The following is a 14,372-nucleotide window of genomic DNA, read 5'->3' as shown; positions in this document are numbered from 1 at the left end:
GTGTCACAGCCGCCGGACCCGCGCACCGACCCCGACGTCGACCTTCGCGTCCCCGCCGACCGGAGAGAGCTGACCGTCCGACCCGCGACGGTCCTCGCCACCATCGCGGCCGGCGGGGTGCTCGGCGCACTGGCCCGGGCCGGGCTGCAACATCTCGCCCCGCACGCGCCGACCGGTTTCCCGTGGGCGACGTTCGGCGTCAACCTCTCCGGCTGCCTGCTGATCGGCGTACTGATGGCGGCGCTCGCACACGTCGGGGGCGGGCACCCCCTGGTCCGACCATTTCTCGGGGTCGGGGTGCTCGGCGGTTTCACCACCTTCTCCACGTACGCGGTCGACGTCCAGCAGGCGCTTGTCGCGGGTGCGCCGGGCACCGCGCTGGCGTACCTGGCCGCGACACTTGTCGGGGCACTCGTCGCGGTCGGGTTGGGTGACGTCGGCACCGCCGGGCTGCTGCGGCGGCGGGCAGCCCGGTGACGGCACTACTCATCGCCCTGGGCGCGGCTGTCGGCGCGCCCCTGCGCTATCTCACCGACCGGGCCGTGCAGTCCCGGCACGACTCCGCGTTCCCGTGGGGCACGTTCACCGTCAACGTGACCGGGTCGCTGCTGCTCGGCGTCCTCGTGGGATGGCCGGCCGGGACGGCGGCCGGCGCCCTGCTCGGCACCGGATTCTGCGGCGCGCTGACCACCTACTCCACGTTCGGCTACGAGACCCTGCGGCTGGCCAGGGGCGGCCACCGGCTGCTCGCGCTGGCCAACGCGCTGGGCAGCGTGGCCGCCGGGCTCGCCGCCGCCTCGGTCGGATATGCCCTGGCCCGCGTCCTGACCGGCTGACCACACCGAGGGTATATATGCGAGGTATACCCTCGGTGTAGCCTGCTGGCATGAGCGTGCCACTGACCCTGCTCGGCCTCCTCGAACGAGAGCCCAGCCACGGATACGACCTCAAGCGCGACTACGACGCCTTCTTCGGCCGGGGCAAGCCACTGCCGTTCGGCCAGGTCTACTCCACCCTGAGCCGCCTGGCCCGGGACGGGAAGGTGGTGATCAGCGACGTCGCACCCGGCTCCGGCCCCGACCGCAAGCGCTACGTCATCACCGACGTCGGTGCGACCGAGGTCGAGCAGTGGTTGACCCAACCGGTCGACCCGGAGCCGCACCTGCAGACGGTGCTCTTCGCCAAGGTCGTGCTCGCGCTGATGCTCGACCGTCCCGCCGACGAATACCTCGACACCCAGCGCAGGGCGCACCTGCACCGGATGCGCGAGCTCACCGAGATCAAGCGCGCCGGCAGCCTGGTCGACGCGCTCCTCGCCGACCACGGCCTGTACCACCTGGAGGCGGACCTCCGGTGGATCGAGATGACCGGCGCCCGGTTGGACGCCCTACGGAAAGAGGTACGGCCATGAGCGTCATGATCGAGGCACGCGACGTGACGTTCGCCTTCGGCCAGACACCCGCCCTGCGCGGCGCCAGCGTCGACGTGGAGGCGGGCGAGATCCTCGCCGTCATGGGCCCCAGCGGCTCGGGCAAGTCCACTCTGCTGCACTGCCTGGCCGGCATCCTCGTGCCCGACTCCGGCGAGGTCCTCTTCGACGGGGTCCGGATCGACGCGCTGGCCGAGACCCAGCGCAGCAGCCTGCGCCGGGACCGGTTCGGCTTCGTGTTCCAGTTCGGCCAGCTCGTCCCCGAGCTCACCGCCGTGGAGAACGTCGCCCTCCCGCTGCTGCTCAGCGGCGTACGCCGGGCACGGGCGCTGCCGAAGGCCACCGCCTGGTTCGCGCGCCTCGGCCTGGACGGCCTGGAGCACCGGCGCTCGGGCGAGTTGTCCGGCGGGCAGGCGCAGCGCGTCGCCCTGGCCCGGGGCCTGGTCGCCGAGCCGCAGGTGCTCTTCGCCGACGAGCCGACCGGCGCGCTCGACTCGCTCACCGGCGAGCAGGTCATGGACCTGCTGGTCGGCGCCGCCCGCGAGCAGGGCACCACTGTCATCCTGGTCACCCACGAGCCGAGGATCGCGGCGTACGCCGACCGCGAGGTCATGGTCCGTGACGGCCGCGTCAACGCGCCGGACCGGATCGCCTCATGATCCGCTTCGGTCTCCGCCTCGCCGTGGCGGGCGGCCGGGAGGCGCTCACCCGCCTGCTCGTCATCGCCGCCGCCGTCGCGATCGGCAGCGGGCTGCTGCTGACCACCCTCGCCGGGGTCAACGCCACGAACGCACAGCTCACCCGGTTCGCGTCGATCTACCCCAACGCCTCGACGGGCGGTGACGCCGACCCGCTGTGGTGGTCGACCCGGGACGACTACTTCCAGGGCAGGCAGATCATCCGGATCGACGTCGCCGCCACCGGCCAACGGGCGCCCACCCCGGTCGGCGTCCCGACCACGCCCGGTCCCGGCGAGTTCTACGCCTCACCCGCGATGCGTGACCTGTTGGCCGCCCACCCGGCCGACCAACTGGCCGCCCGTTACCCGGGGCGCGACCTCGGCACCGTCGGCCCGGCCGGGCTGACCTCACCGGACACTCTGCTCGCCATCGTGGGTGGCACGCCCGAGCACGTCGCCACACTGCCGAACGTCAGGCGGGTCACCAGTGTCGGCGACACTCCCGCGCTGCCCGAGACCACGGTGAACCTCATCCTGGGCGTGATCGCCGGTGGGCTGCTGTTCCCGGTGCTGATCTTCATCGGGACGGCCACCCGGCTCAGCGCCGCCCGCCGGGAGCAGCGCTTCGCCGCGATGCGTCTGGTCGGCGCGACCCCTCGGCAGATCTCGACGGTCGCCGCCGTGGAGGCGGCCGCCGCCGCCGTCGCCGGCACCGCCGTCGGCTTCGCCCTGTTCTACGCCTTCCGCGGCCCCCTCGCCGGCATCCCGTTCACCGGCATGCCCTTCTTCCCCGACGACATGTCTCTCGGCCTGCTGGACGTCCTGCTCGTGGCGCTCGGCGTCCCGGCCGGCGCGGCGCTCGCGGCGCAGGTCTCGCTGCGCCGCGTACGGATCTCGCCGCTGGGCGTCACCCGCCGGGTCACCCCCCGGGCCCCGCGCGCGTACCGGCTGATCCCCGCCCTGCTCGGTGTCGCTGTGCTGTTCCTCGCCATCGGCTTCCGACCCGAGACGTCCGACGGCCAGGCTGCGGTGTTCCTGCCCGGTCTGCTGCTCATCATGGCCGGACTGGTCTTCGCAGGTCCCTGGTTGACGATGGTCGGCTCCCGGGTGATGGCCCGGTACGCCAGCCGCCCCGCCACGCTCATCGCCGCGCGGCGCCTCGCCGACAACCCGAAGGCCGGCTTCCGGGCGATCAGCGGCATCATGCTCGCGCTCTTCGTCACAAGCGTCGCCGTCGGCGTGATCACCACGATCGTCGACGAACGCGGCCCGGCGCCGGTCGGCTCGACCGACGCGGCAACGGTGACCACCGTCTTCGACGAGAAGACGACGTCGGTGCCGGACACGCTCTTCGCCGACCTGCGGGCGATCGGCGGGGTGCGGTCCGCGACCGCCATCCGCGAGAACCCGGAGTTGACCGCCTCCGGCGAGGTCGGCGTGATCGCGTGCACCGACCTGCCGAGCGTGTACGGCAGGTGCGCCGAGGGCGCGAGCGTCATCGAGGTGCCGTTGGGCCTGAGCCGCTGGCGGGAGTCGGCGTCGTCCGCGACGGTCTGGCCCGCCGCCTCGATCACCCTCGACGATCTCCAACGGGCGCCGGTGGTGTCGATGGTCGTCGGCACGGACGGCTCCGTCGCCGCCGTCGAACGCGTCCGCACAGTGCTCGAGGTCGCCTTCCCGACCTTCTGGGTCGGGCCGAACGTGCCCGGCGACTTCGAGTCGGACTTCGCCGACACGCTGCGCGGCTGGGAACAGCTGGCCAACGTCATCATCATCGCCAGCCTGGCGCTCGGCGGGTGCAGCCTCGCGGTCAGCGTCATCGGCGGCCTGACCGAACGCCGCCGTCCGTTCAGCCTGCTGCGCCTCAGCGGCGCTCCGGTGCGGGTGCTGCGTCGGGTGGTGGCGCTGGAGAGCGCCGTACCGATGCTCGCCGTCGCCGCGATCGCCATCGGGATGGGCCTGCTCGCCGCGCACCTGTTCCTGCGGGCGCAGATGGGCTACACGCTCGTCGCGCCGGAGCCGGGCTTCTACGTGATCGTCGTCGTCGGGCTGGTCGCCTGCCTCGGCGTCATCGCCTCCACGATGCCGCTGCTGGAACGCGTCACCGGGCCGGAGACCGCCCGCAGCGAGTGACCGTCAGTGCCCGGTGGCCGCGACGGCGACCACCGGGCCGACGACGAAGACGGCCGGCGGGCCCACGGACTCGCGGGCGGCGACCACGCCGATCTCGTCCAGCCGGGCCGACACCGACTTCTGGCCGGGTTGCCCGGCGTCCTGCACGGCCAGCACCGGCGTCTCCGGGGCGCGGCCGTGCTCGACCAGTACCGCCGCGATCTTGGCGATGGTGTCGACGGCCATCAGCAGCACGACCGTGCCCCGGGCGCGGGCCAGCGCCGCCCAGTCGACGAGCGAGTCGGGGTGCCCGGGCGGCAGATGCCCGGAGACCACCGTGACGTCGTGCGCCACGCCCCGGTGCGTGACCGGGACTCCGGCGAGGGCCGGTGCGGCGAGGGCGCTGCTCACCCCGGGCACGACAGTCACCGGTACGCCGGCCGCCGTGCAGGCCTGCACCTCCTCGTGGCCGCGTCCGAAGACGTACGGGTCGCCGCCCTTGAGCCGGACCACCCGGCGCCCGGCGCGGGCGTGTGCCACCAGGGCCGCGTTGATCGTCTCCTGGGCCATCGAGGGGCCACGGGGCACCTTGGCGGCGTCGATGACCAGCACGTCGGGGCGCAGCCCGGCGAGCAGCCCCTGCGGGGCGAGCCGGTCGACGACGACCACGTCCGCGGCGTCGAGCAGCGCCTGTCCGCGTACCGTGATCAGGTCGTCGGGCCCCGGCCCGCCGCCCACCACGGCGACCGAGCCAGCGTCGTGGTGGTGGTCGTGGCCGTGATGGTGATGGTGGTGGCCGACCGGGTCGTCGGGGTGGTCGTGCGGGCGTTGCGGGCGGCCCACCTTGTCGGCGAAGCCGGGCATCAGCACCCGGTACGCGCAGGTGTCGCAGTTCATTCGGATGTCCCCGCCCAGCGCCTCGGCGTGGCGTTCGAGGACCAGATCCGCGAGGGCGTCGCAGTCGCCGATCACCTCGGCGACCCGCACGTCGAGGTCGGGGTGCGCGGCGGCGAACTCCGCCGACTGGGCCACGATCCGGTCCGGCAGCACCCCGGCGAACAGGAAGTACGGCGCCACGACGATCCGCCGCGCGCCGAGCCGGCGCAGTCGTTCCAGCACCGCCGGCACCGACGGCTGGGCGAGGGAGACGAAGCCCGGCTCGACACCGGCGTAGCCGCGTCCCTCCCAGAGCAGCCGGGCGACCTTGGCCACCTCGGCGTTGGCGTCCGGATCGGTGGAGCCCCGGCCGATCAACGCGACCCACGTGCCGGCCCGGTCGACCCCCGCGTCGGCCCGCCCGCCGTCGGCAGGCGTCACGCCGGCCCGCCCGGCGTCCACCAACGCCGCGTCGACGCGTTCTTCGAGGGCGGTGTGCAGCAGCGGGTGCGGGCCGAGCGGACGGCCGTAGCGGTAGGTCAGCCCGGGGTGACGCTCCTGCTCACGGGCCATCGCGGCGGGGATGTCGCCCTTGCCGTGCCCGGCGGCGGTGAGCACCAGCGGCAGCGCCACCAGCTTCCGGTGTCCGCGCGCGACGAGCGCGCCGACCGCGTCGGTCAGCGGCGGGCGGGACAGCTCGATGAAGCCGCCCTCGACGTCGCCGACGTCGCCGCGGCGGCGGACCCGTTCGACGAGCGCGGCGAACTGGTCGACCCCGGCCGCGCTGCGCGTACCGTGTCCGACGATCACCAATCCGGTCATGACCTCTCCTCGACGTAGAGCAGGGCGTTGAGGGCGGCGGCGGCGACCGCCGAGCCACCCTTCTCCCCCACGTTCGACACGGCGGGCAGGCCGCTGGCCCGCAGCGCCGCCTTCGCCTCGGCGGCGCCCACGAAGCCGACCGGCAGGCCGACGACCAGCGCGGGAGCGGCGTCCAGGCCGAGCAGTTCGACAAGGGCGGTGGGCGCGCAGCCGACCACCCACACCGCGCCGGGGCCGACCCGGTCCAGGGCGATCCGCGCGGCCGCCGCCGAGCGGGTGATGCCGGCCGAGCGGCCCAGCGCGGCGGCGGCCGGCTCGGCGACCGGGCAGACAAGTTCCAGGCCGGCCCGGGTGATGCCGGCGGCGACCATCGCCACGTCCGTCACCACGGGTACGCCCGCGCGCAGCGCGGCCAGGCCCGACTCCAGGGCCGTCTCGTCGCAGACCAGCTCGTCGACGTACGCGAGGTCGGCGCTGGCGTGCACCACCCGTTCGGTCACGGCGCGGCTCAGCGGCGGCAGGTGCGACAGGTCGACGCGTTCGCGCAGGATGCGGTACGACTCGACCTCGATCGGGTGCGCGACCCGGCTCATCGGTTCTCTCCACTGTGGTCGGACCCGGCCACGCGGATCGCGTCGACCGGGCAGATCTCCAGGCACTCCAGGCAGCCGGTGCACCGGTCGGCGCGGACGGTGAGGCCGCCGGCGACCGGCCGGATCGCGTGCGTGGGGCAGGTGAGCAGGCAGGCGCCGCAGCCCTGGCACGCGCCGATGGTCACGTACGCCACCGGTACCCCCGGGGTGTGACCATCCGGCCGGCGACCAGCCGGGTGTCGGTGCTGCCGACGACCACGACGCCGTACATGTCGACCACGGACGGGTCGAGGGTGGCGAGCGTGGCCAGGTGCACCCGCTCGCCGGGGCGGCTGGCGTTGCGCACCACGCCGACCGGGGTGTCGGGTGGGCGGTGCGCGGCGAGGATGCCGAGCGCCCTACCGAGCTGCCAGTCACGCGCCCGGCTGCGCGGGTTGTAGAACACCGTCACGAAGTCACCCTCGGCGGCAGCCGTCACCCGCCGCTCGATGACCTCCCACGGGGTGTGCAGATCGGACAGGCTCACGTACGCGTGGTCGTGGCCGAGGGGTGCGCCCAGCAGCGCGCCGGCGGCGAGGGCGGCCGTCACCCCGGGCACACCCACCACGTCGACGCGCTCGTCGGCGTACTCCAGGGCGGGGCTGGCCATCGCGTACACCCCGGCGTCGCCGGAGCCGACCAGCGCGACCGCGCGGCCGGCGGCGGCCTCGGCCACGGCGGCACGCGCCCGCGCCTCCTCCGCGCCCAACCCGCTGGACAGCACCCGGGTGCCCGGGCGGAGCACGTCGCGGACCTGGTCGAGGTACTGGTCCAGGCCGACCACCACGGCGGCGCGGCGCAGCTCGGCCACCGCGCGCGGGGTGCGCAGGTCGGCGGCGCCCGGCCCGAGCCCCACCACCGCGAGCCGGCCGCGCGGCGCGTGCCGCGCCACGGCCACGGTCGCCATCGCCGACGCGGTCTTGCCGACCAGCAGCGTGGCGTCGTCGGGCCGGCCGTGCGGGCCGAGCAGCGCGGCGGCCTCCGCCACGCTCGGCGTGCCGACCGCGGCGCGGACCACCTCGCTGGGGTGCGGCACGTCGACCGCCGCGAGCCGCGTCGCCGGCCAGGTCACCAGGGGTACGCCGAGCGCGTCGGCGGTGTCGCGGATGCCCGCCTCGTCGGCCTTGACGTCGGCGCTGGCCAGGCAGCGCAGGCTCGCCGGGTCGAGGCCGGCCTCGGCCAGCACCCGGTGCAGCAGCTCGGCCACCTCGGCGGCCGGTACGCCCCGACTCGCGCCCACCCCGGCGACCAGGGACGGGGGCCGCAGCACGGCGGTTCGCCCGTCCGGGGGCACCACCCGGTCGGTGACCAGCAGCCGGTACCCGTCGTCCGGCGGGTCCTCGGCGGCGGCGCGCACGTTCGGGGGCAGGGCGGGCAGCGGCCAGTCGGCGTCGGCGACCAACCGGACCGGTTCACCGTCCAGGATGGCCCGGGACACCGCGGCGACCGCGCCCCGCACCGGCCAGCCGAGGGTGTCCAGCCCCGGCAGGCCGACCGCGTCGGTGGCGGTGGTGATCACCGGTCGGGCGTCCAGCACGGCGGCGACCCGCTCGGCGAGGGCGTTGCCGCCCCCGGCGTGCCCGCCGAGCAGCGCCACGGCGTGCCGGGCGGCCTCGTCGACGACGACAACTGCCGGGTCGGTGCGCTTGTCGGCGAGCAGCGGCGCGAGTATCCGTACCACCGCGCCGGTGGCCAGGAACGCCACCACGGCGTCGTACTGCGCCCAGGCGCCGCGCAGCGCGTCGGCGACGCTCTCCCCCTCGACCAGGTGGGCGTGCGGCCAGGCGGCGGTGACGGTGTCGGCGTGCCGCCGGCCGGCGGCGGTGGCCGCCACCAGGCCGATCCGGGCCGGCGGGTTCTGGTCGGTCACGGGCGCTCCCCGGTGAGGACGACCACCGGGTTGGCGGCCGCGAGACGGATCGACCCGCCGGGCAGGTCGGCGAGGCGGGCGGCGGAGAGCTGGCAGCCCTCGACCGTGTAGCCGGCGGCGCGCAGCAGGCCCACTGCCGGCGCGACCCGGTCCAGGGCGGCCAGGGTGAGGACCATCCGCTCGGGCCGGCGGGCCGTCACGGCGGTGAGGACGTCGACGCCGCCGCCACCGACGAAGACGGCGTCCGGTTCGGGCAGTCCGGCCAGCGCCTGCGGTGCCCGGCCGATGACCAGTCGGACGTCGACGGCGTGCGCTGTCGCGTTCGCCCGGATGGTCGCGGCGGCGTCGGCGTCCTGTTCGACGGCGAGTACGGCCGCGCCGAGCAGGGCGCACTCGATGCCGACCGAGCCGCTGCCCGCGCCGACGTCCCAGATCAGCCGCCCCAGCCGGGGACGCAGCCGGGCGACGACGAGGGCGCGTACCTCCGACTTGGTGATCATGGAGTCGCGGTGGGCGTACCGGGTCTCGGGCATCGCCCACCCGTGCACCGGGGCGGCGGCCGGCTGGTTGTCCGACCGCATGACGCCGGCGTCGATTCCGTCGGCGAGGCTGAGCAGCACGTGCGGGTCGGACCAGGCCTCGACGGCAGCCTGCTCGGGCGTCACCTCGCGGACCCGTTCGGCGTCGGTGCCCAGGTTCTCGGCGACGAGCAGGCGGCGGGACCAGCCGCGCAGGCCGGTGCCCAGCTCGGCCGCACCGGCGCCGGGCGCGGTGAGCACCGCGACCAGCGGCAGCGCCCGGCAGGCGTTCAGGGCCGACCGGGGGTCGCGCCCGTGCGCGGTGACCACGGCGGCGCCGTCCCAGGGCAGCCCGGCGCGGGCGAACGCGGCGGCCACACTGGACACCGCCGGCACCACCCGTGGCGCCAGCCCGGCCCCGCGCAGCCGCCGGACGATGCCGAACAGGCCGGGGTCGCCGCTGGCCAGCACGACGGCCGGCACGCCGGCGGCGACGGACTCGGTCAGCCGCCGCACGGCGGGCGCGAGGGGGCCGAGGGTGACGGTGTCCGCGCCGGCCGGTACGGGCACCGAGGCCAGGTGCCGGGCGGCCCCGACGACCAGCCCGGCCGCGGCCAGCACCGGCGCGAGCGCGGGGTGCGGTGCGGCGCCGGCGGTGTCCAGACCGACCACCGTCACCGGGGTCACCGGGACCACCGGCCGGACGAGGCGACCACCCGCGCACCGGCGAAGTCGACCATCGCCACGTCGACGGTGACCGTCGGTCCGGCGAAGCGCCGCAGCACCTGACGGACCCGTTGGCAGAGCAGGTCCCCGGCCGGGCCGAGCAGCCCGGCGGTCTCCCACAGCTCGTACGCGTGCCGTCCGGTGTTCGCCCCGGTCACGGCGGCGACAAGCGACGGGTCACCACCGGCCTCGGCGGTCACCGCGCCGAGCAGTGACAGGTCCACAGCGGAGCGGGTGTAGTGGGTCATCAGGATGCCCGCCGCGAGTTTGGCCAGCTTGCCGGCCATGCCGACGAAGACCACACCGGTCATCTCGTCGCCCACGGCGGCGGTCACGGCCGCTCCGGTGAAGTCGCCGACCTCGACGAAACACACCTCGGGCAGCTCCGGCAGCAACGCGCGGGCGGCCCGCTCGGTACGCCCACCCGTGCACAGCACCACGGTCCGCTCGCCCTGGGCGGCCATCACGTGCACCGCCTGCACCACGCTGGCCCGCCAGGAGGCGGTGGAGAACGGTCGGACGACGCCAGTGGTGCCGAGGATCGAGATGCCGCCCAGGATGCCGAGCCGCCGGTTGGTCGTCTTGCGGGCCATGACCTCGCCCCGGGGCACGCTGATCACCACGCGTACGCCGACCTCGCCCAGGTCGACCACCTCCCCCACCGCCTCGCCGATCATCCGGCGGGGAGTGTCGTTGATCGCCGGACCGCCGACGGTGAGCCCGAGACCGGGCTTGGTGACCGTGCCGACGCCCGCGCCGCCGGCCAGCCGCAGCCCGGGCACGTCGGTCCAGTCCACGGTGGCGGTCAGCTCGGCCCCGTGGGTGACGTCCGGATCGTCACCGGCGTCCTTGACCACCACCGCCTCGGCCCGTACCGGCGGGGTGCCGGTCACCTCGCAGCGCTCCACCGGGAAGCGCACCCGCCGCCCGGCCGGCAGACCGATCTCCACCTCCGGCTGGGGCTCACCGGTGACCAGCGCGGTGACCGCGGCCTTCGCCGCCGCCGTCGCGCACGCGCCGGTGGTCCAGCCGGTACGCAGCGCGGTCGGCCGGACCTTCGCGGTACGCGGCAGGTCCGGTTCGCGCAGCGGCGGCTCGGCGTACGTCATGGTGTGCTTGTCTCCCCGGCGCGGGCGCCGGCCTGGCGGCGCAGCTCGGCACGGGCGGCCGGCTCCGCCTTGCGGAAGGTGTGGAAGTGCCCGGGGTGGTACAGGTGTGAGCGGGTGCCCTCGGCGGCCAGCGCCGGCCCGACGAGGAATAGGGTGTGCTTCCACAGCCGGTGCTGCTTGACTGTCGCCTCCAGGGTGCCGACCGTGCACCGCACCACCAGCTCGTCCGGCCAGGTCGCCTGGTACGCCACGACGGCCGGGGTGTCCGCCGGGTAGCCGCCGGCCAGCAGCTCGGCCTGCACCTGCCCGGACCGGGCGGCGGACAGGAACAGCGCCATGGTGGTGCCGTGCCGGGCGAAGTCGCGGACCCGCTCGCCGGGCGGCATGGGGGTCCTGCCACCTTCGAGGCGGGTGAGGATCACCGACTGGGCGACCTCGGGAACTGTCAGCTCCCGCCCGATGATCGCCGCGACGGCCGTGAACGACGACACCCCGGGCACGATGTGGACGGCCAGGCCGAGCGCCCGGCACAGGTCCAGCTGCTCCTGCACGGCACCCCACAGCGCCGGGTCACCGGAGTGGATCCGCGCCACGGTCAGCCCCTGCCCGGCGGCCCGCTCGTAGAGCGGCACAACTCCCTCGATGGGCAGCTGCGACGAGTCGACGATCTCGGCGCCGGGGCGGGCATGCTCCAGGACGTCGGCGTGCACCAGGCTGGCCGCCCAGATGACGATGTCCGCCTCGGCGATCACCCGGGCGGCCCGCAGCGTCAGCAGGTCCGCCGCTCCCGGGCCGGCCCCGACGAACCACACGGTCCCGTCGCTGCTCACAGCTTTCCTCCTCGGTGCTCGCGGCGGGCCGGAACCAGCAGCGTCGACAGGTACGGCAGGTCGTTCCCGGTGGCGTCGACCGGGCCGATCCGTTCACCCGGCAACCCCAGGCTGCGGCCGAGCACCGCGTCGTCGAGCCGGCCCTGTCGGCGCAGCTCGGCGAGCAGTTCCGGGTGCCGCCGCCAGCCTTTGTAGGCGACCACGGTGCCCGGTCCGGCCAGGGCGTCGGTGAACAGCGCCAGGCCGGCGGTGGCCGGCAGCAGGGTGAGCGGTTCGCGTCCCTCGCAGAGCGGGACGCCGCTGCGCGAGGCCAGCTCCTGCATGGCGGTCACCCCGGGCACGGTCGCCACCCGCACCGTCGGGCGCAGCGCCCGGACGCTCTGCGCCAGGTAGCCGAAGGTGGAGTAGACGTTCGGGTCGCCGATGGTGGCGAAGGCGATGGACCGTCCGCCCGCGTCGATCGCCTCGACCACGCTGCGGGCGGCGGCGTCCCAGGCCGCCGCCCGGCGGGCGGTCACCCCGCCCCGGTCGTCCAGGGCGAACGGCAGCCGGCGCAGCCGGTCCGCCGCCACGTGGTCGCGTACGGTCGCCTCGGCCCGCCCGGCGTCCGCACCCGGCGGCGTCGCGGCGGCGGTCGCCGTGGGCTGCACCCGGTCCGCCATCACGGGTACGAAGACCAGGTCGGCCTCGCGCAGCACGCGGACCGCTTTGACGGTGAGCAGTTCGGGGTCGCCCGGCCCGACCCCGACCCCGGTCAGCGTGGCGGTCATCGGCACGCCTCGACGAGCCGGCGGGCCGCGTCGGGGTGCCCGGCCCAGTGGGTGTGCAGGTAGGACCCGTGCACCCGGCCGGTGACGAAGCCGTGCCGCGCGTCGTCCCACCGCCACGCCGGCGTGTCCCCGTGCCGGGGGTCGGTGGTGGTGCGGTGGAACTCGTGGCCGCGTACCTGCTGACCGGCGCGGGCCACCGGGGAGTCGGCGACCGCCACGGCCTCGCGGTAGCCGAGGGTGAGCCGGCCGGTCATCCGGGCGGTCAGGTCCAGCCGGCCGCACATCGGTACGCCGTCCAGGGACCGCCCGAGGTAGAGCAGCCCGGCGCACTCGGCCACGATCGGACCGTCGAAGTCGGCCAGCTCGGCGCGGAGGGTGGCGTTGCCGGCCAGCGCCTCGGCGTACGCCTCGGGGAACCCGCCGCCGACCACCACCGCGCGGGTGCCGGCGGCCAGCGTCGCGTCGCGCAGCGGGTCGACGGTGACCACATCCGCTCCGGCGGCGGTGAGCAGTTCGGCGGTCTCCGCGTACGAGAAGGTGAAGGCCGCTCCGCCGGCGAGCGCGACCCGTGGTCGCCCGGCGCCGGCCGGCCCGCCGACGGCGGCTACCGGGTCCCACGCCGGGGCGGTCAGCGGCGGGGCGCTGCGGGCGAGGTCGAGAACGGCGTCGAGGTCCACTGTGGCCTCGACCAGTTCGGCGAGCGCGGTGACGATCGCCAGGGACTCGGGCGCCTGCTCGGCGACCGGGACCAGCCCGAGGTGCCGGGCCGGCGCGGCCACCTCGGCGGCGCGGGTGACCGCGCCGAGCACCGGTACGCCCACCTCGGCGAGGGCGTCGCGCAGCAGGGTCTCGTGCCGGGGCGAGCCGACCCGGTTGAGGATGACACCGCCGATCCGCACCGCCGGGTCGAAGGCGGCCATGCCGAGGGTCAGCGCGGCGGCCGACCGGCCCTGCGCGGTGGTGTCGAGGACCAGCAGCACCGGCGCGTCGATGAGCCGGGCGACGTGGGCGGTGGAGGCGTGGTCGCGGCGGCCCACCGCGCCGTCGTGCAGGCCCATGACGCCCTCGACCACCGCGACGTCGGCGGGCGTGGGGACGCTCGCGCCGTGTCGCAGCAGGGCGGCGATCAGGTCGGCTCCGACCAGGAACGGGTCGAGGTTGCGCCCTGCCCGCCCGGCGGCGAGGGCGTGGTAGCCGGGGTCGATGTAGTCCGGGCCGACCTTGTGCGGGCTGACCGTCAGGCCCCGGCGGCGCAGCGCGCCGAGCAGCCCGGTGGCCACGGTCGTCTTGCCGTGCCCGCTGGCCGGCGCGGCGATCACCACCCGCGGCAGCGCCCACGGCTCGACGCTCACCATTCGATGCCCTTCTGGCCCTTCTGGCCCGCGTCCATCGGGTGCTTGACCTTGGTCAGCTCGGCCACCAGATCGGCGGCGGCGACCAGGCGCGGGTCGGCGTCCCGACCGGTGATCACGACGTGTTGGAAGCCGGGCCGGCCGGCCAGGGTGGCGACCACCTCGTCGACGTCCACCCAGCCCCACTTCATCGGGTAGGTGAACTCGTCGAGCACGTACAGCCCGTACCGCTCGGCGGCCAGGTCGCGCTGGATCTGCCGCCAGCCCTCCAGGGCGTCGGCGGCGTGGTCGGCGTCGCCGCCGCGCTGGATCCAGGACCAGCCCTCACCCATCTTGTGCCAGGTGACCGGGGCGCCCTGGCCGGTACGCTCGTGCACCTCGCCGAGCGCGCGGAAGGCGTTCTCCTCGCCCACCCGCCACTTGGCGCTCTTGACGAACTGGAACACCCCGACCGGCAGCCCGGCGGTCCACGCCCGCAGGGCCAGCCCGAACGCGGCGGTCGACTTCCCCTTCATCTGTCCGGTGTGGACGATCACCAGTGGCCGGCGCCGCCGCTGCCGGGTGGTCAACCCGTCGGTCGGCACCATGCTCGGCTGTCCCTGCGGCATCAGCCCGTCCCCCGTCCGTGTCCGCTGTCCGTGTCCGTG

At 75.4% G+C, this 14,372-nt stretch carries 13 protein-coding genes and 2 pseudogenes; 5 read left to right on the top strand and 10 right to left on the bottom strand.

Features of this window, described 5'->3' with window-relative positions; translation table 11 throughout:
* From ABZS77_RS21235 to ABZS77_RS21215, 5 genes are read left to right on the top strand one after another with little or no spacing between them, the layout of a single operon-like run.
* Window positions 1-477, top strand: a complete 477-nt coding sequence (locus ABZS77_RS21235; protein ID WP_354825316.1) for a CrcB family protein — start codon at window positions 1-3, stop codon at window positions 475-477.
* Complete coding sequence (crcB, locus tag ABZS77_RS21230; RefSeq protein WP_354825313.1) at window positions 474-836, top strand: fluoride efflux transporter CrcB; 363 nt, start codon at window positions 474-476, stop codon at window positions 834-836. Before ABZS77_RS21235 ends, crcB begins: the two co-directional genes overlap by 4 nt.
* A 50-nt stretch (window positions 837-886) precedes the next feature.
* A complete protein-coding gene (locus ABZS77_RS21225) occupies window positions 887-1,411 on the top strand; it encodes a PadR family transcriptional regulator (RefSeq protein ID WP_354825309.1) in 525 nt (174 codons plus the stop codon).
* Window positions 1,408-2,088: an ABC transporter ATP-binding protein gene (locus ABZS77_RS21220; protein WP_354825306.1), complete on the top strand. Its 681-nt coding sequence runs from the start codon at window positions 1,408-1,410 to the stop codon at window positions 2,086-2,088. Before ABZS77_RS21225 ends, ABZS77_RS21220 begins: the two co-directional genes overlap by 4 nt.
* Complete coding sequence (locus tag ABZS77_RS21215) at window positions 2,085-4,241, top strand: FtsX-like permease family protein (protein ID WP_354825303.1); 2,157 nt, start codon at window positions 2,085-2,087, stop codon at window positions 4,239-4,241. The genes ABZS77_RS21220 and ABZS77_RS21215 overlap by 4 nt, the downstream gene beginning before the upstream one ends.
* Window positions 4,242-4,244: 3 nt before the next feature.
* On the opposite strand, the gene cobA is transcribed toward ABZS77_RS21215, so the two are convergent.
* The 10 genes and pseudogenes from cobA to cobO all read right to left on the bottom strand — a co-directional run bounded on the left by cobA (window position 4,245) and on the right by cobO (window position 14,333).
* Window positions 4,245-5,918 (bottom strand): uroporphyrinogen-III C-methyltransferase, encoded by a 1,674-nt coding sequence (gene cobA / locus ABZS77_RS21210; protein WP_354825300.1) that lies wholly within the window; start codon window positions 5,916-5,918, stop codon window positions 4,245-4,247.
* Entirely contained in the window at window positions 5,915-6,511 is a 597-nt protein-coding gene (locus tag ABZS77_RS21205) for a precorrin-8X methylmutase (RefSeq protein ID WP_354825298.1), read from the bottom strand. The genes cobA and ABZS77_RS21205 overlap by 4 nt, the downstream gene beginning before the upstream one ends.
* Before the next feature lie 23 nt (window positions 6,512-6,534).
* Window positions 6,535-6,705, bottom strand: a pseudogene (locus ABZS77_RS21200) (4Fe-4S binding protein); the annotation flags it as partial.
* A complete protein-coding gene (gene cobJ / locus ABZS77_RS21195) occupies window positions 6,693-8,420 on the bottom strand; it encodes a precorrin-3B C(17)-methyltransferase (RefSeq protein ID WP_354825295.1) in 1,728 nt (575 codons plus the stop codon). The gene cobJ and the pseudogene ABZS77_RS21200, both read right to left, overlap by 13 nt.
* Window positions 8,417-9,616: pseudogene (gene cbiE, locus ABZS77_RS21190) on the bottom strand (precorrin-6y C5,15-methyltransferase (decarboxylating) subunit CbiE); the annotation flags it as partial. The pseudogene cbiE and the gene cobJ, both read right to left, overlap by 4 nt.
* A gap of 5 nt (window positions 9,617-9,621) precedes the next feature.
* Window positions 9,622-10,773 carry a cobalt-precorrin-5B (C(1))-methyltransferase gene (locus tag ABZS77_RS21185; RefSeq protein ID WP_354825292.1) on the bottom strand — a complete coding sequence of 384 codons (1,152 nt, stop codon included), beginning with the start codon at window positions 10,771-10,773 and terminating at the stop codon, window positions 9,622-9,624.
* Window positions 10,770-11,603: a precorrin-4 C(11)-methyltransferase gene (gene cobM / locus ABZS77_RS21180; protein ID WP_354825289.1), complete on the bottom strand. Its 834-nt coding sequence runs from the start codon at window positions 11,601-11,603 to the stop codon at window positions 10,770-10,772. The genes ABZS77_RS21185 and cobM overlap by 4 nt, the downstream gene beginning before the upstream one ends.
* Window positions 11,600-12,373, bottom strand: a complete 774-nt coding sequence (cobI, locus tag ABZS77_RS21175) for a precorrin-2 C(20)-methyltransferase (RefSeq protein WP_354825286.1) — start codon at window positions 12,371-12,373, stop codon at window positions 11,600-11,602. The genes cobM and cobI overlap by 4 nt, the downstream gene beginning before the upstream one ends.
* A complete protein-coding gene (locus tag ABZS77_RS21170; RefSeq protein WP_354825283.1) occupies window positions 12,370-13,728 on the bottom strand; it encodes a cobyrinate a,c-diamide synthase in 1,359 nt (452 codons plus the stop codon). Before ABZS77_RS21170 ends, cobI begins: the two co-directional genes overlap by 4 nt.
* Window positions 13,722-14,333 carry a cob(I)yrinic acid a,c-diamide adenosyltransferase gene (gene cobO / locus ABZS77_RS21165; protein ID WP_354825280.1) on the bottom strand — a complete coding sequence of 204 codons (612 nt, stop codon included), beginning with the start codon at window positions 14,331-14,333 and terminating at the stop codon, window positions 13,722-13,724. The genes ABZS77_RS21170 and cobO overlap by 7 nt, the downstream gene beginning before the upstream one ends.
* Window positions 14,334-14,372 lie beyond the last annotated feature (39 nt).

The sequence above is a fragment of the Micromonospora sp. NPDC005298 genome (assembly GCF_040607375.1).
Classification (GTDB): domain Bacteria; phylum Actinomycetota; class Actinomycetes; order Mycobacteriales; family Micromonosporaceae; genus Micromonospora.
This window is presented reverse-complemented; position numbering and strand designations above follow the sequence as displayed.